Origin of the sequence: Saccharibacillus sp. JS10, from assembly GCF_024436065.1 — a bacterium.
Taxonomy (GTDB): domain Bacteria; phylum Bacillota; class Bacilli; order Paenibacillales; family Paenibacillaceae; genus Saccharibacillus.
Genome location: NZ_JANFNS010000002.1, coordinates 15,977 through 31,939, shown reverse-complemented (window position 1 = coordinate 31,939; position 15,963 = coordinate 15,977). Strand labels below are relative to the sequence as shown.

At 49.7% G+C, this 15,963-nt stretch carries 14 protein-coding genes; 4 read left to right on the top strand and 10 right to left on the bottom strand.

Features of this window, described 5'->3' with window-relative positions; genetic code table 11:
- Positions 1–56: 56 nt before the first annotated feature.
- On the bottom strand, positions 57–1,628 hold the full coding sequence (locus NOM90_RS05645; RefSeq protein WP_255940612.1) for a Ppx/GppA phosphatase family protein: 1,572 nt from the start codon (positions 1,626–1,628) through the stop codon (positions 57–59).
- Between the two features lie 184 nt (positions 1,629–1,812).
- The gene (locus NOM90_RS05640) at positions 1,813–2,550 is read right to left on the bottom strand and encodes a glycerophosphodiester phosphodiesterase (RefSeq protein WP_255941820.1); all 738 of its coding nucleotides are present in this window, start codon (positions 2,548–2,550) and stop codon (positions 1,813–1,815) included.
- 260 nt (positions 2,551–2,810) lie between these two features.
- Between NOM90_RS05640 and NOM90_RS05635 the strand changes: the two genes are divergently transcribed.
- On the top strand, positions 2,811–3,791 hold the full coding sequence (locus tag NOM90_RS05635; protein ID WP_255940611.1) for a carbohydrate ABC transporter permease: 981 nt from the start codon (positions 2,811–2,813) through the stop codon (positions 3,789–3,791).
- The gene (locus NOM90_RS05630; RefSeq protein WP_255940610.1) at positions 3,788–4,612 is read left to right on the top strand and encodes a carbohydrate ABC transporter permease; all 825 of its coding nucleotides are present in this window, start codon (positions 3,788–3,790) and stop codon (positions 4,610–4,612) included. The genes NOM90_RS05635 and NOM90_RS05630 overlap by 4 nt, the downstream gene beginning before the upstream one ends.
- Here NOM90_RS05630 and NOM90_RS05625 read toward each other — a convergent pair.
- A complete protein-coding gene (locus NOM90_RS05625) occupies positions 4,602–4,838 on the bottom strand; it encodes a hypothetical protein (RefSeq protein WP_255940609.1) in 237 nt (78 codons plus the stop codon). The two genes, NOM90_RS05630 and NOM90_RS05625, sit on opposite strands and share 11 nt — an antisense overlap.
- A gap of 151 nt (positions 4,839–4,989) precedes the next feature.
- On the opposite strand from NOM90_RS05625, the gene NOM90_RS05620 reads away from it, so the two are divergent.
- The gene (locus NOM90_RS05620; RefSeq protein WP_255940608.1) at positions 4,990–6,384 is read left to right on the top strand and encodes an ABC transporter substrate-binding protein; all 1,395 of its coding nucleotides are present in this window, start codon (positions 4,990–4,992) and stop codon (positions 6,382–6,384) included.
- A gap of 300 nt (positions 6,385–6,684) precedes the next feature.
- On the opposite strand, the gene NOM90_RS05615 is transcribed toward NOM90_RS05620, so the two are convergent.
- Both NOM90_RS05615 and ilvA read right to left on the bottom strand, forming a co-directional pair.
- Complete coding sequence (locus tag NOM90_RS05615; protein ID WP_255940607.1) at positions 6,685–7,725, bottom strand: S66 family peptidase; 1,041 nt, start codon at positions 7,723–7,725, stop codon at positions 6,685–6,687.
- A gap of 110 nt (positions 7,726–7,835) precedes the next feature.
- The gene (ilvA, locus tag NOM90_RS05610) at positions 7,836–9,125 is read right to left on the bottom strand and encodes a threonine ammonia-lyase IlvA (RefSeq protein WP_255940606.1); all 1,290 of its coding nucleotides are present in this window, start codon (positions 9,123–9,125) and stop codon (positions 7,836–7,838) included.
- Positions 9,126–9,326: 201 nt separating this feature from the next.
- Between ilvA and NOM90_RS05605 the strand changes: the two genes are divergently transcribed.
- Positions 9,327–10,226 (top strand): AraC family transcriptional regulator, encoded by a 900-nt coding sequence (locus tag NOM90_RS05605; RefSeq protein WP_255940605.1) that lies wholly within the window; start codon positions 9,327–9,329, stop codon positions 10,224–10,226.
- Between the two features lie 85 nt (positions 10,227–10,311).
- On the opposite strand, the gene purD is transcribed toward NOM90_RS05605, so the two are convergent.
- The 5 genes from purD to purM all read right to left on the bottom strand — a co-directional run bounded on the left by purD (position 10,312) and on the right by purM (position 15,549).
- Entirely contained in the window at positions 10,312–11,583 is a 1,272-nt protein-coding gene (purD, locus tag NOM90_RS05600; protein ID WP_255940604.1) for a phosphoribosylamine--glycine ligase, read from the bottom strand.
- Between the two features lie 150 nt (positions 11,584–11,733).
- Complete coding sequence (gene purH, locus NOM90_RS05595) at positions 11,734–13,281, bottom strand: bifunctional phosphoribosylaminoimidazolecarboxamide formyltransferase/IMP cyclohydrolase (protein ID WP_255940603.1); 1,548 nt, start codon at positions 13,279–13,281, stop codon at positions 11,734–11,736.
- Positions 13,278–13,727 (bottom strand): NUDIX domain-containing protein, encoded by a 450-nt coding sequence (locus tag NOM90_RS05590; RefSeq protein ID WP_255940602.1) that lies wholly within the window; start codon positions 13,725–13,727, stop codon positions 13,278–13,280. Before NOM90_RS05590 ends, purH begins: the two co-directional genes overlap by 4 nt.
- Complete coding sequence (purN, locus tag NOM90_RS05585; protein ID WP_370866572.1) at positions 13,715–14,512, bottom strand: phosphoribosylglycinamide formyltransferase; 798 nt, start codon at positions 14,510–14,512, stop codon at positions 13,715–13,717. The genes NOM90_RS05590 and purN overlap by 13 nt, the downstream gene beginning before the upstream one ends.
- A complete protein-coding gene (gene purM, locus NOM90_RS05580; RefSeq protein WP_255940601.1) occupies positions 14,509–15,549 on the bottom strand; it encodes a phosphoribosylformylglycinamidine cyclo-ligase in 1,041 nt (346 codons plus the stop codon). Before purM ends, purN begins: the two co-directional genes overlap by 4 nt.
- Positions 15,550–15,963: the final 414 nt, after the last annotated feature.

Below are 15,963 nucleotides of genomic sequence, written 5' to 3'. Positions count from 1 at the left end.
AATATCCGGCTTTTTGTATATAACAGTCAGAACAACATATCCTATGCGACTTAAGCTTAGCTTTCCGAAAGAATCTTCAAATCAATCTTTACATTCCATTCTTTTTCGAAGTCTTTGGAAGCGGCTTTCAAATCGCGAATTTCCATAAAAGCTTCGGTGCGGCAAGTCAATTCCATCTCGAAATGATCGCCATCACGTTTGCAGTTCAGATTCGTGATCGCTTGCGTTTCGCTCGAATCCAGCGCGGCTGCCATTTGAAGCACGACGCCAAGCCTACGCGTACGTTCTTCGTCGCCTTCTTGCAAAATATCTTTGTAGGTCTGAGCCGTCGTGCTTTTGCGCCATTTGAACTTGGCGGCAATTCCCGCAATCAACGCCGTCAAAATAATTTCGCGATGCGTTAGCCCCGCCAGTGGACGCTTGGTCAGCAAATATTGCGTATGTTCTTCGTAATCGATATAGCTGATTTCGGTACCGGATTGATACGTCCAAGCCGCGACGCGAAGGAGTCTGCGGTTCCATGCGTCTTCGCTACCTTCACATAGCGCTTCATACAAAATACGCGAAAACTGCTCCGTTTGCCGCAAATGAAGCTGCCGCTGCTGCGGCGTATTCGCTAGCAAAGCACGTAGTTCGAATTCCAGCACGCTTTCGTGAACGGCTTGCTCCGGGCTCAGCAATTCGAAGAATAGACCTTCGCGCAGACCCGTCGCGCTGACGATATAGCGCTTGGCTTTCATATGCCGGAATAAGGTGCGCAAAATGATCATGCCCGGAATAATAATATCGATTCGGCTTTTGGAAAGACCGGGAACTCGTTTACGGCGATTATTATCCATACTCGGCAATGATTCGTAGAAATGGTCGACATCTTCGCCTTGCATCACATAGTTATGCGTGTACGGTAACGAATAATTACGGCGGCGTTGATCCATTTTGCCAAGTCCCCGAATCGTTCCGCCTAACCCTACCAGATCCAGATCTGGATGTTCAGACATCCACGGGTGCTTTTGCGCTTCAGCCAGAATGAACTGCTCCAAGTCTTTAATATCGTCTTCGTTCCATTCGCCTTTTTTGCCGCCAAAACGAACATTCATATTTACCGCGCCAAAAGGGAACGAGAAGCTCGATACGCGTCTGCGTTCTTGGAACAAAGTGATTTCGGTACTGCCGCCGCCAATATCGATAATAAAACCTTCGGCAATATCGATTTTGTTCACGACACCGATAAATCCGTAATGCCCTTCCATCTCGCCCGGCAGCAGTTCAATATCCAGCCCGGCTTCGCGGTTCAAAATTTCGATAATTTGACCCGAATTGGCTGCGTTGCGAATCGCTGCTGTCGCTACCGCGCGAATTTGCGTAGCGCCATAAGCTTTGCAAATCTCAGTAAACTGTCGCAGCACGGGAACAACGGAATGAATAGCCGGCGATGGCATAATCCCGTCTGCCGTCACAAGCGCACTCAGCCTTGCGGCTTCCCGAGACTCGGTTAATACGCGGTATGAGCCGCCGCTTTCGCTCTCATACACGACAAGCCGAATCGAGTTGGAACCAATATCGATAATACCCGCTCGCAAGCTCGGTTGCGTCGCCTTGGGATGTTCGGTTTCAGATCGTGTCATCATAGAAATAGACAACTCCTTATCCCCAGCAGCTTGATACGCTGCCGGATCGTAATTGATGCCGGTTGTTAACCTTCTCATTAGCCTTAACCTTAGCAAACCAAACAAGGCGGCGCAATGCGCACCGCCTTGTTTTTTTACATTGTTTTTACTTTTCTATGCGTCTAATCTCTTTTGAACATCGGTTTTATTGTTCTGTCTGTTTGAGCAGTCGCACGACTCGATCAGGATGATCGGTAATAATGCCCGCTACGTCCATATCGATCAATGTTTGCAGCTGTTCTTCATCGTTTACGGTAAATGGATGATAATCTACGCCTGCCGCCTTCGCTTCGCTTACCCATTCCGCCCGAACCGCCGGGTGATAAGCATGAAGCGCATCGGCGCCGATCGATTTGGCATAATCCCACGGACGATACAATCCTTCCATATATAAAATACCTGTTCGAATTTCCGGTGCCAGCTTTTTGCATAAAGCTAATGAATAATGATTGAAGCTCGACAAAACGGTCTGTTTCTCCAGACCATGCTCACGTACAGCCGCAATCACTTTTTCTTCAAGCCCCGGGTAATCGCATACCGTATTTTTCAGTTCCAGATTCAGAATAATGCCTGTCTGTTTCGTCAAAGCAAGCAACTCGTTCAGATGAGGAATCGACTCGCCCATAAATTCAGGATGATACCAGCTCCCTGCATCCAAATGACGCAGTTCTTCATACGTCTTATCCATCACGCAGCCCGAAGAACTTGCGGTACGAGTGAGCGTCTCATCATGGATCAGCACGGGCTCACCGTCTTTACTTAATTGGACATCCGTCTCGATTCCGGTTGCGCCTAGCTCAATCGCGCGGCGGAACGCCGACATCGTATTTTCGGGACGTGTGCCGGAAGCTCCGCGATGCGCGAAAATGATCGGTCTGCCCAAAAGTGAAATCGACTTGGTTTCAGTAAGCTCAGCGGTACTTCTATCTTGAATATCATTCATCATTATCCCTCTTCTCTTCGTCTTATCTACTTCTTTTAGTATACCTACCCTACGTAAATTCTATGTTAAACCTAATATTTTACCGTAAAATGGATGTTTTACACAACATAGGGGTTTTATTTAACAAAGCATTGGTACGCTGGGGTTGTCTGGTCGGAGCGTTCGACATTCAGCAATACCTAAGGAGGCAACGCCTACATATGGAAAACATGGATAAGTCGGCTTCAGTTTCACTCGATAAAAAAAGGGGACGACCCTCATCGATAACAAATCGTCTTAGCGGCGACCCATCCCGTTCGACTTTTTTCAGCCGTTTGCGTGAACCTGCTTTGGCTGCGGTATTTATCGCTCCTGCCTTACTGCTATTCGGTATTTTTTTATTTTATCCTTTGATCCAATCGGTCTATCTCAGCTTGCATTCGACCAATCCGCGCGGACAAGTCGCGAACTTTGTAGGTCTTGCCAATTTTCGGAACCTTTTCGCTTCGCCAGGATTTCCGAATAGTCTGATCGTGACCTTGAAATTCATTTTGTTTACCGTTCCGGCAAGCCTTGCGCTTGCGCTGGCTTTCGCCGCGATCTGTCGGAGCAAAATCCGAGGGATGCGAGTTTTCCGGTTCATTTTCGCGCTTCCGATCGCGGTATCGGTGAGTACAGGTTCGATTATGTGGATGGTTCTTTTTCACCCAACGCTCGGAAGTCTAAACGTTTTGCTTGGAAAAATCGGGTTCGCTCCGATCCAATGGCTGACTGACCCCAATATGGCGTTGCTGTCGATCTCCCTGATGACGGTCTGGATGAATATCGGATTCTTGTTTATTTTGCTGCTTGGTGGCATGCAAGGCATTCCCGAAGATATCTACGAAAGCGCCAAAATCGACGGCTCCGGTCCTCTGCGTACCTTTTGGAGACTGACTTTGCCGCTTGTATCACCAACGCTCTTTTTCGCTTCCGTTACTTCCGTGATTGGCGCCTTCCAAGCTTTCGGACAAATTAATATTTTAACCAAAGGCGGCCCAGTCAACAGCACCGACGTCCTCGTATTCAGCCTCTATGAAGATGCGTTCGTCAACTTCCGCTTCGGCGTCGGCAGTGCACAAGCTCTCGTACTCTTTGCGATTGTGCTGCTGATTACCGTACTGCAATTCGTATTCGCGGAAAGGAAGGTGCATTACCAATGAACAAACATTCTGTTTCTCGCATATTTGCTTACATACTCTCGGTAATCGCGGCGCTTTTTATCTTGTTTCCGTTTTGGATCACGTTATCGAACGCGTTCATGACCGAAGCCGAATCGGCTGCCTATCCGCCTAAATTTTTGCCGACCGGTCTGCATTGGGATAACTTTTCCGGCGTACTTTCTTCGATTCCGATCTTAACGTTTATTTGGAACAGCTTTGTCGTCAGCAGCGTCATTACGATCGGCTGTCTGATCACGTCTTGCATGGCAGCTTATGCTTTTGCTTTCCTGCGATTTCCCGGCAAAAAAATCATTTTCGCTTTATTCCTTTCGACGATGATGATTCCGTGGGAAGTTGCGGTTATTCCGAATTACTTAACCGTTCGCAGTTGGGGATGGCTCGATAGCTATGCGGGATTGACCATCCCTTTTCTCGCTACCGCTTTCGGCGTGTTTTTGATGCGACAGTTTTTCCTTCAACTTCCCAAAGAATTAATGGAAGCCGCGCGGATCGACGGTTGCGGACATCTGCGGATTTTTTTGCGGCTCGCTGTTCCGCTCTCAATGCCAGGTCTGGCAACGCTCGGCGTCTATTCGTTCCTCAATCATTGGAATATGTACCTGTGGCCGTTACTCGTTACGAGCAGCGAGAAAATGCGTACGGTGCAGATCGGCGTTAGCATGCTGCAATTTTCGGAAATGACCGCTTGGAATCTGGTAATGGCGGGTCTTGTACTGGTGCTCTTGCCATCGCTGATTATGTTGGCGCTTGGTCTGGGCCGATTGGTCGGAGGATTGACCGCAGGTGCTCTCAAAGGTTGAACGGGATACGGCTTGCCGTCTCCGCTCCCCCTAAGAACGTCGCGTTCATAGCGGTAGCAGAGACGGTAAACGCCCGTCCGAATTCTGATCCGGTGCTTTTCGCCGGATCGCTCTCGATCTGCTTGGCGTTCAGCGCGCCCAAGTGATCTCGCCGGTTTCGACCAACTTCGAAACGGTCTGTGCGTCGCCTTGTGCGAAACACGGTTCTCGTGGAATCCGCCAACACTGCTGCTCCCCCCTACCTTGCGCGTGGTGCGGCGGATCTCCGGTCACCCGGACGGACACGCGGAAAGCTTGTTAGCTCCGCCTTCCTCCGGGTCCTTTTTACAGGATCTATGCAAAAAATTTGACTATATAAAAGGGAGTGGGATTTTTCTATGAAAAGCAGTCGAAAGTGGATGTTTGCGTGTCTATGTATGTTGATGGTTGTTCTTACGGCTTGCGGCGGCGGCGGAAATCAATCCACGGCAAGCGGAGTCGCGGAAGCGGCTTCCAACAATGCTTCAAGTACTGAACCCGCAGCAAGCGGCGAACCGGTCAAAGTGATATGGTGGCATGCGATGAGCGGCGAACTTGGTACAGTCGTTGACGAATTGGTCAAAAAGTTTAACGATTCGCAAGACGATGTTCAAGTCGAAGCGGTATTCCAAGGTACATACGATGAAAGTTTGAATAAGCTCAAAACCGCAATGGGTTCCGGTACAGGCCCGACGATGATCCAAACTTACGAGATCGGCAGCCGCTTTATGATCGACTCAGGCGCGATCACACCGATGCAACAATTTATCGACAAAGAAAGTTACGACGTTTCCCATCTGGAAGAAAACATTCTCGGCTACTACACATTCGACGATCGTCTTTATTCGATGCCGTTCAACACGTCGAATCCGATCCTCTACTACAACAAAGACGCATTCAAAGCAGCAGGGCTTGATCTGGAAAATCCACCAACGACCTACGCAGAGATTGAAGCGGCAGCTAAAAAATTGACGAAAGACGGCGTGACCGGCGGATCGTTTGCGATCTACGGTTGGTTCATGGAGCAACTTCTTGCCAATCAAGGTGCCGAATTGCTCAACAACAGCAACGGACGCGCAGGGCTCGCGGATCAAGCGCAACTCGGCGCTCCTGCTGCGGTTAACACCCTTGAATGGTGGAAAAAGATGGTCGATGACGGTACGATGTTGAACCTCGGTCGCAAAACAGACGATACGAAAAAAGCTTTTGCAGCCGGACAAATCGCGATGACCCTCGATAGCACAGCTTCGCTGCGCGGGATCGTGCAAGCTGCCGAAGGCAAATTCGAAGTCGGCACAGCTCCTCTGCCAAAACCGTCGGAAGCCGATGCCGACAAAGGCGGCGTAGTCGTAGGCGGTGCAAGCTTATGGATGATGAACGACCGTCCCGAAGCGGAACAACAAGCGGCTTGGCAGTTTATCAAGTTCTTGGCTGAACCGTCTACTCAAGCTTTCTGGCATGTGAATACCGGCTACTTCCCGATCACCAAAGAAGCTTATAACGAAGATATCGTTAAAGAAAACTTGGAAAAGTATCCGCAATTCCAGACTGCGATCGATCAATTGCACGGCACGGAATTGACTCCGGCAACGCAAGGTGCGGTTATGGGCGTATTCCCTGAAGCTCGCCAGCTTACGGAAACCGCGATCGAAGAAGCGCTGACTGGCGCAGCTTCGCCGCAAGACGCACTGGATCGCGCTTCGGCAGAGATCACGCAGAAGATTCAGGAGTATAATAGTACAGTAGCTCAGTGAGGATAGCGCAAGTTGGAGCTGATCGCTACGGAAAAATTCGTTCAATCGCGTGTTGCCCAGAGGAAGCTGGATTGGAATTGGAAGGTGGCTTCCTCTGGGCAAAGGCTCTTTCACTGAATTTTTCCTTCGCTGCGCACCTTGCGGTTGTGGGGCGAGGGGGAAAGGGCAAGGGACAAAAGATAAGGGATGAATGATAAAAAGACCAGCCGAGGTTTTGCGGCTGGTCTTTTTTGTGGAGGAGATAATCGAGATTACTTTGAAGATCTGAAATGAACGATGAGATTGGTTGGATCGAAAAAATCATTTAAAGATTTGTAGGACGCTTGCGGTGCTCTGTTCTTCCGAAAAATGAAGATGCGCCAAAGCGCCGTTAATCAATGTCAATTGAGGCGGCATATGACCGCAGTCGATATCGTAAAGAATCGGAACATGAAGTTCTTCCGCAAGATCGCGGTACACGTCTTCGGCGGTATAGCCGTCGACAGAGGTATTCGCCGCGCTTCGTCCGAACATGAAACCGGAGCAGTTATCGAACCATCCTGCGAGTTTCATGTGCACCAACGAACGGCGCAGATCCGTCGTATCCATCTCGCAATTTTCCAAATACCAAATCACAGGCTCGCCCGGTAGGTGTCGCTCGCGAAAACCTTGTACGTCGCCGTAAGGCGTACCGATCAGATGACGGATCACATCGATACAGCCGCCAAGCAGCCGTCCTTTCATTCCCACATCGCTGCCGGAAATACTTTTCCATACCGTAGGCTCTGTCAGATTGAAGACTTGTTCTCCTAACGCTTCTTGCTCCAATTCGCTTAAGGCGCTTTTCCATTCCACTTGATACTTTTCGGAAGAATGTTGTTCAATCGACCCTCCAGCGGGTGTCTGAAGCACTTCGAGCCATTTGGCTGTCGTCTCATCGTCTGGATTGCCGCGAAGGTCAATCAGGTTTGTACCATGTGCGGTAGCCAGCCCGGTCTTCAATGTAATTGCAAGCAGCAACAGACTGATATCCGAGTAGCCGAGTATCCATTTATCGCCCATCGCCTCGTAATTAATATGCTCTAACACTTCGATCAATAACTCGCCGCCCCACGGAGGAAAAATCAATCCGATCTCTGGATTTTGCAGCATCTGATTGAGTTCTTTGGCACGCAAAACCGCTGGCGCCGATTTGGCTTTATGCTGCGTCCAGACCGTATCCCCGCCGGATACCGCAAACCCTTCGTTTCCCATACGTGCCATCGCTTGTTTGAGCAGATCGTGCAGATCGGATTTCACTCCAGACGACGGCGCCGTAACGCCGATCTTGGTTCCTTTTTGCAGCTGCGGATAACGAATCATAATGAAATCTCCTTTAGGATCTATGAATTTCCTCATTTTCTATGTAAGCGCAAAAGCCTGCTCGAAGCACGAAAGTTCCGGCTTGAGACAGGCTTTTTTGTACGACTTCCTCAGATCAATAAACTAAACAAGCTTGGATCGCGGTTCAGCTCGGTATAGTTAATTCCTTGTTCGTCCATACGGGCGATCAACGGTTCGTAATCTTCACGCGACGTCAGTTCGATTCCGACCAGAGCAGGGCCATTTTCTTTGTCGCTTTTTTTGGTATATTCAAAACGTGCAATATCGTCGTTCGGACCGAGTGCTTTTTCCAAAAACTCACGTAACGCTCCGGCTCTTTGCGGGAAGTTGATCAAGAAATAATGCTTCAACCCTTCAAAGATCAGCGAACGTTCTTTGATTTCTTGCATCCGGTCAATATCGTTATTGCCGCCGCTAATGATGCAGACAATCGTTTTGCCTTTGATTTCATCGCGGTACAGATCAAGAGCAGCAACCGGAATCGCGCCTGCCGGCTCGGCAACGATCGCATTTTCATTGTACAGATCGAGAATCGTTGTGCAGACTTTTCCTTCCGGAACTTTTACCACTTCATCCAACATTTTTTTGCAAATGTCATACGTATAACTACCGACTTTTTTTACGGCTGCACCGTCGACGAATTTATCGATCTCTTCGAGTGCAACGACTTGTCCGCGTGCCATTGCTTCGCTCATCGAAGCCGCTCCGAGCGGTTCTACGCCGATCATCCGCGTCGTTGGGCTCATCGTTTTGATATATTGCGATACCCCTGCTGCAAGCCCGCCGCCGCCGATCGTCAGAAATACATAATCCGCCGGTTGCTCCAGACTTTCCATGATCTCCATCCCGACTGTACCGTTCCCTGCGATAATCATCGGATCATCGAACGGATGGATAAACGTCATACCTTGCTCCGTGCAAGCGGTCATTGCTTCTGCGTAAGCATCGTCGAATGTATCTCCAATCAAGATGACTTCGACATTTTGACCGCCGAATTTGCGAACCATTTTGACTTTCTGATTCGGCGTTGTGCTTGGCATATAGATTTTTCCGTGAATCCCGAGGGCTTGGCAAGAAAAAGCGACGCCTTGCGCATGGTTACCCGCACTCGCGCACACGATGCCGCGTTCGCATTCTTCTTCGGTCAAACTGCGAATTTTGTTGTACGATCCACGGATTTTGAACGAACGCACCACTTGCTGATCTTCACGCTTCAAATAAACATCACATTCATATTTCGCCGATAACGTCGCATCTCGGTGCAGCGGCGTATGAACAATCGCTTCACGCAGACGATGATGGGCACGAACGATATCTTCCATCGTTACCAAACCGTCTTGATTACGATCGCTCGCTTCTATAGTAGGTTCCGTTTTCATGTCGTTCTCCTCGCTCCACATATTGTTTCTTTGTATACGATCTTTTTGAGACTTGAATTAAATTTAAAGGTAACGCGATTCCAAAAAAAATTCAAGTTTTCTATCCTTATCTTATCATAGCGCGAACATCGCAAAAACGGACAAACGCCAGCTTTTTAATTCTGCTAAGATCAAATTACCGACCGGGAGGGAAGCTTCATTATGGATTATAGTGAATCGATCCAGCGTACACTGGATTATATCGACAATCATCTCAAAGAACGATTAACCGCTGAACATCTGTCTCAGTTAGCCGGATTTTCACCATACCATTTTTATCGAATTTTTCATTCCAGAACAGGGCTGCCGATCATGGAGTATATTCGTCGTCGCCGCTTGGCTTATGCCGCGGCAGATCTAGCCGGAAATCGAACGTTGCTGGATATCGCGCTTGATTACGGATTTGGTACCCATGCCGGCTTCACCAAAGCTTTTCGCAAAGTGTACGGCGTTCCGCCCGAACAATATCGTCTTCATGCAACAGGCAAAGTTCCCGAACGAATCGATCTTGCCAAACTTGCCCATTATAAAATGACCGGAGGAATGATGATGCGACCTACGATTGTAAACAAACCTGAAATCAAACTGGTAGGCTATGCTTTAGAAACGAAAATGAACGGTGAAAACTTCGTTGAAATCCCTGCTTTTTGGAACAAGTATATCGAGAAGCAATGGGGCAAAAAGCTGCTTGAGCAGATTAAACCTGTTACTCCTGCCGAATACGGAGCTTGCATCATGTTGCCGCATAAACCCGAGCATTTCCTGTATCTCATCGGCTTTGAAGTGGACACGTTCGATAACGTACCGGAAGGCGTGCATCAAGCGACATTACCGGCTTCTACTTACGCGGTCTTCACTTCTCCAAAAGCAGACCGTGCCAACGGCGCGTTCAGCGATGCGATTCAAGGCATGACGACTTACGTCTACAATGAATGGTTCCCAAGTTCCGGCTATGCGTATGCCAACGGCGGCGTCGATTTTGAGCTGTACGACGAACGCAGCGATGGCGACACCGACTTGCAGATGGATCTGTACGTCCCGATTGAAAAGCAATCAAATTGAGTCTTGGCTAAAAGGATAGAAAACACAAAGCGGAGCGGCGCTCATCAGGGCGCTACTCCGCTTCTTTTTCACGAAACGACCGATACTATTTCAAAGCTTTCGCCGCAATGTCGCTACGCTTATAAGCGCCTTCGAATCTAATATACTCCGTTGCCGCATAAGCTGCATCACGAGCTTCGGCGATTCCAGCCCCTTGTCCGACGACGCCAAGTACACGGCCGCCCGCTGTCACCAATTCCCCAGCTTCGCTACGCGCTGTGCCCGCATGGAAGACCAAGCCGCCATTTTGCTCTGCTGCTTCGATTCCGGTAATCACTTTTCCTTTTGGATATGCAGCCGGGTATCCTTCGGACGCTAGCACGACGCATACCGCCGCTTCATCGCTCCACTCGATCTCTACTTGATCGAGCGTTCCGTTCACCGCCGCCAAGAAAATCTCCAGCAGATCGCTTTGTAGACGCGGCAACACCACTTGAGTCTCAGGATCGCCAAAACGCGCGTTAAACTCTACCGTTCTCGGCGTACCGTCTGCTTCGATCATCAATCCCGCAAATAAAATGCCGGTAAAATGACGTCCTTCGCTTACCATCGCTTTTGCCGTCGGCTTCACGATCTCTTCGATCGCACGCTCGATAATTGCGGGATCGATATGCGGAAGCGGCGAATACGTGCCCATTCCTCCGGTATTCGGACCTTGATCGCCATCGAAGATCGGCTTGTGATCCTGCGCCGCAGGCATCGCACGAACCGTTTCCCCGTCGACGAAAGCCAAGATCGACATCTCTTCGCCCGCCATAAATTCTTCGATCACGACTTTGCTGCCTGCGCTTCCGAAAGAACCGCCGACCATCGCGTCATGCAACGCTTTTTCCGCTTCTTCCAACGTTTGTGCGACCGTTACGCCTTTGCCTGCGGCAAGCCCGTCGGTTTTGACTACGATAGGCGCTTTTTGCAAGCGCAAATACGCCAAAGCCTTTTCGTAATCGTCAAACGTCTCATAAGCCGCTGTCGGGATCTCATACTTTTTGAGCAAGTCTTTCATAAACGCTTTGCTGCCTTCGATCTCTGCGGCATTGGCGCGAGGTCCGAATACCGGAATCTTTTTCGCTTCAAAAGCATCGACGATTCCTCCCGCAAGAGGATCATCCGGTCCGATAACCGCAAGCCCGATTCCTTTTTGCAGTGCAAAAGCAGTCAACGCATCAAAATCAAATACGCCGATATCTACGCATTCCGCTACATTCGCAATTCCGGCGTTTCCCGGTGCGCAATAAATTTTCCCTGCTTGCTTCGACTGCGACAACGATCGACAAATCGCGTGTTCACGTCCGCCGCCTCCGACTACCAAAATATCCATATTAAACGCCCCTCTCGCTTACGTATCTAGTCATTATCATTATGCAAAAACACGCGTCGCTCCGTGAATGTGTCCGCCTGACGCAGACCCGATTCGCCGGCGCGACGCGCGTCGATTGAAGACTTGAGTACTTAATTGAATACTTTTGACTTAGTGCTTGAAGTGACGAACGCCCGTGAAGATCATCGCGATGCCCGCTGCGTCTGCCGCTTGGATCGACTCTTCGTCTTTGATCGAACCACCCGGTTGAATGATCGCTTTGATTCCGTGTTTGGCTGCAAGTTCAACCGTATCGCCCATCGGGAAAAAGGCATCCGAAGCGAGAATCGCACCGTTCGTTTTGTCTCCAGCTTGCTCTAGCGCGATCTTTGCCGAACCGACACGGTTCATCTGACCCGCACCGACGCCAATCGTCATATTGTCCGCTGCGAGTACGATCGCATTGGATTTGACGTGCTTCACGACTTTCCATCCGAACAACAGTTGCTTCAATTCGTCTTCGGTCGGTTGGCGCTTCGTCACCACTTTCAGATCCGCTTCGCTCAGCGAATGAACATCGCTTTCTTGAACGACCATACCGCCTTCGATCGAAGTCACGACATGAACCGCTTGACGTCCTTCTGCCGAAGTGAGTTCACCCATTTTGAGCAAACGGATATTTTTCTTTTTCGTCAAAATCTCAAGCGCTTCCGGCGTAAAGTCAGGCGCAAGCACGATTTCCAAAAAGATTTCGCTAAGCGGCTGAGCCGTCTCTGCGTCAATTGTACGGTTAGCCGCTACGATCCCGCCGAAGATCGATACCGGATCCGCGCTGTACGCTTTGTTATACGCTTCTGCGATCGTCGAACCAACGCCAACGCCGCAAGGATTCATATGCTTAACTGCGACTACAGCAGGTTCGCTGAATTCTTTGACGATCTGAAGAGCTGCGTTCGCATCGTTGATATTGTTGTAGGACAATTCTTTGCCGTGCAATTGCTCAGCAGTCGTCAGCGTACCGGACGGTGCAAGCGGCGCACGGTAGAAAGCGGCTGTCTGGTGCGGGTTTTCGCCGTAACGCAGATCTTGGATTTTCTCATAAGTGACGGTGTAACGTTCCGGAAGCGGATCGCCTGTTTGCTTGGCAAGATAATCCGCGATCAACGCATCGTAAGACGCGGTATGACGGAAGACTTTCGCGGCAAGCTTTTTGCGAGTATCCAATGTCGTGTCGCCTTCAGCGCGCACTTCTTCGATGACTGTCGCATAATCGCCGCTATCTACCACTACGCTCACGAACGCATGGTTTTTTGCAGCCGAACGCAGCATAGTCGGGCCACCGATATCGATATTTTCAATCGCGTCTTCGTAAGCGACATCCGGTTTTGCGATCGTTTCTTGGAACGGATACAGATTCACAACGACCAGATCGATATAATCCAAACCCAGTTCTTTCATCTGACGAGTATGTTCTTCGTTGTCGCGCACGGCAAGCAGACCGCTATGTACAGCAGGATGCAGCGTTTTGACGCGTCCGTCCATAATTTCCGGGAACCCGGTCACATCCGAAATTCCGATCACCGGAACGCCTTCTTGTGCCAGTAGGTTTTTCGTGCCCCCGGTAGAAATGATTTCGACGCCAAGCTGAGACAGTTCGCGGCAAAATTCAACGATACCTGTTTTGTCCGATACGCTGACTAACGCTCTTTTGATACTCACGATGAAAAGTCCTCCTTCAAGGTATGGGATGAATGATTTCGGGTCAGTCTTAACGCTTTTTTGGAAAAAGCAGCAATTTCAGAATCAGAGGGTAGATTCTCTAGCGAAAACCATTTGAGTTCCGCATGTTTTTGCGGTTCGCGATTTTCAAGTTCTCCGCCGATCTGATGCGCGCTATAGATCAGTGAAAGCACATGAGTTTCTTGCTCAGGAACAATAAGTTCGTCCATACATAGCGGTTGTTCGATCTCAATGATCAGACCGGTTTCTTCTTCGACTTCCCGAACGATCGCTTGCTCCACCGTTTCAAAAAGATCGACTTTGCCGCCGGGGATACTCCATTTATTTCGTTCAGGCTCTTTGTTACGAAGTAACATTAATACCTGTCCTTTTTCATTCAAAAGAACCGCTCCGGCTCCGACTACAATGCCCATTAAAATACCCAAACCTTTCGACCGTCTAATTTGACACGACCTGCGGCAAACCAAGAGACGACTTCAGGATAGAGCAGACGCTCTTGGTCTTGAATCCGAAGTTGAAGCTCGGTCGCCGAATCTTCCGGCGTCACTTCAACCGCGCGCTGCGCGATAATCGGCCCCGTATCCATTCCGCCGTCGACGAAATGTACCGTTGCTCCGCTTACTCGGACGCCATGCGCAATCGCTTGCCCCGCCGCATCTTTCCCGGGGAAAGACGGCAGTAAAGACGGATGAATATTGATCATTTTGCCCATATACGGCTCGACCAAAGTACTCGTGATCAGACGCATATATCCCGCGAGAACGATCAGATCGATCTTCGCTGCCTTCAGTTCTTCCAAAATAATCACTTCATACGCTTCGCGCGACTCGTACTCTGCCGGCGTAAATACAAATACGGGAACACCCGCAGCGCGAGCCCGTTCAACGGCTTTGCATTGCGGCTTATCCGATACCAGCAGCGCTACCTCGGCGCCGAGCTTTCCGGCTTTTGAAGAATCGAGCAATGCTTGAAAATTACTGCCCGAACCGGAAGCGAAGACCGCTACTCGGTACGGAGCATTACGATCATCGCCTTGCGGCAACGTTTGTTCAAGCTCCAGCAATTGTGCAGCCGGATCGCCTTCCACATCAGTTGCATCACCAACATCAGAATCGGCGACCGCCGGAAGTGCAGGCATCGTCAGCGGCTCGTTTTCTTCATTTAACTTTCCGTCTTGCTCTGGAATGTTGTTGTTTTCGTGCTTACTCATTGCGCTGTTCCTGTGAACGTTACGACTTTCTCGCCCGTCGTCACGCCGCCGAGGAGATAAGCGTTTTCGCCTGCTTCTTTCAGTACACGCAGCGCTTCTTCTTTGTGTTCGTCCGCGACAACGAGTACAAGACCGATGCCCATATTGAATGTCGTGTACATATCGGAATCCGTAATATTGCCTTTTTCTTGCATCAACTTGAAGATCGGCAGTACCGGCCATGTACCGTATTGAATCTCGACATTAACGCCCTCCGGCAGCATCCGTGGAATATTCTCGATAAAGCCGCCGCCTGTAATATGCGCCATGCCTTTGACTTCGATTTCGTCCAGCAATTTGAGCAGCGGCTTCACATAAATCTTAGTTGGCTCAAGCAAAGTTGCGCCCAATGTTCCGCCAAGCTCAGCCACTTCGTCCGTCAGCTTGTAGCCATGCTGTTCCAGCAACAATTTGCGTACGAGCGAGAAACCGTTGCTGTGTACGCCGCTTGAAGCCAGACCAATCACAGCGTCGCCTGCCGAAATCGACTGACCGCTGATGATTTTCTTTTTATCAACTACGCCGACCGTAAAGCCCGCAATATCGTATTCGCCTTCGGTATACATATCAGGCATTTCCGCTGTTTCGCCGCCGATCAATGCGCAGCCGGATTGCAGACAGCCTTCGGCGATCCCTGCAACGATCGCTTCGATTTTTTCCGGTACGACTTTACCCGTTGCCAGATAATCGAGGAAAAAGAGCGGCTCTGCGCCTTGTACGATAATATCGTTCACGCACATCGCAACCGCGTCGATCCCAATCGTGTCGTGCTTATCCATCGCGAACGCGATTTTGAGCTTCGTGCCGACGCCGTCCGTTCCGGAGACGAGCACCGGCTCTTCATAGGCATTTTTATTCAGGCCGAACAACGCACCGAACCCGCCCAGATCCGTCATCACTTCGGGACGGAACGTTTTCTTTACGTGCTTTTTCATTCGTTCGACCGCTTCGTTGCCCGCCGCGATATCGACTCCAGCATTTTTGTAGGCTTCAGACACAACCGACACATCCTTTATCTTTGAATTGGATTTGTGGGGGAAGCAGGGGCGCTGCGGGAGAAATTCGTTCAAGTCGCTGTCTCACTTTGGAGTTGACTATTGGAATGTTCCTCCCAATGGTCAACTCCGCGTTCAAAGGCGCCTTTCACTGAATTTCTCCCTTCGCTCTCGCTTCCCGGCACTTCCTCCAAAGCAGATACAGGCGGCGCTTGTATCTGCTTTGGAGAGGGGTTAAAGAACTTTTCGATTTCATTCGAAAAGGTACAACTTCTATCTTAAGTTCCGGCTTTGCCGCCGACCTTGCTGGGGAACCCAGCTCGTAATTGTAACGACTACTAAGGATAAGGATAAGGATAAGGATAAGGATAAGGATAAAATGATTGTATAAATTCGTTAACGAAAACTAGCAAATCG

Bases quoted from the DNA above. Each gene is read 5' to 3' on its own strand.
- NOM90_RS05645 (WP_255940612.1), bottom strand. From the start codon at position 1,628: ATGATGACACGATCTGAAACCGAACATCCCAAGGCGACGCAACCGAGC.
- NOM90_RS05635 (WP_255940611.1), top strand. From the start codon at position 2,811: ATGGAAAACATGGATAAGTCGGCTTCAGTTTCACTCGATAAAAAAAGG.
- NOM90_RS05630 (WP_255940610.1), top strand. From the start codon at position 3,788: ATGAACAAACATTCTGTTTCTCGCATATTTGCTTACATACTCTCGGTA.
- NOM90_RS05620 (WP_255940608.1), top strand. From the start codon at position 4,990: ATGAAAAGCAGTCGAAAGTGGATGTTTGCGTGTCTATGTATGTTGATG.
- NOM90_RS05615 (WP_255940607.1), bottom strand. From the start codon at position 7,725: ATGATTCGTTATCCGCAGCTGCAAAAAGGAACCAAGATCGGCGTTACG.
- ilvA (WP_255940606.1), bottom strand. From the start codon at position 9,125: ATGAAAACGGAACCTACTATAGAAGCGAGCGATCGTAATCAAGACGGT.
- NOM90_RS05605 (WP_255940605.1), top strand. From the start codon at position 9,327: ATGGATTATAGTGAATCGATCCAGCGTACACTGGATTATATCGACAAT.
- purD (WP_255940604.1), bottom strand. From the start codon at position 11,583: ATGGATATTTTGGTAGTCGGAGGCGGCGGACGTGAACACGCGATTTGT.
- purN (WP_370866572.1), bottom strand. From the start codon at position 14,512: ATGAGTAAGCACGAAAACAACAACATTCCAGAGCAAGACGGAAAGTTA.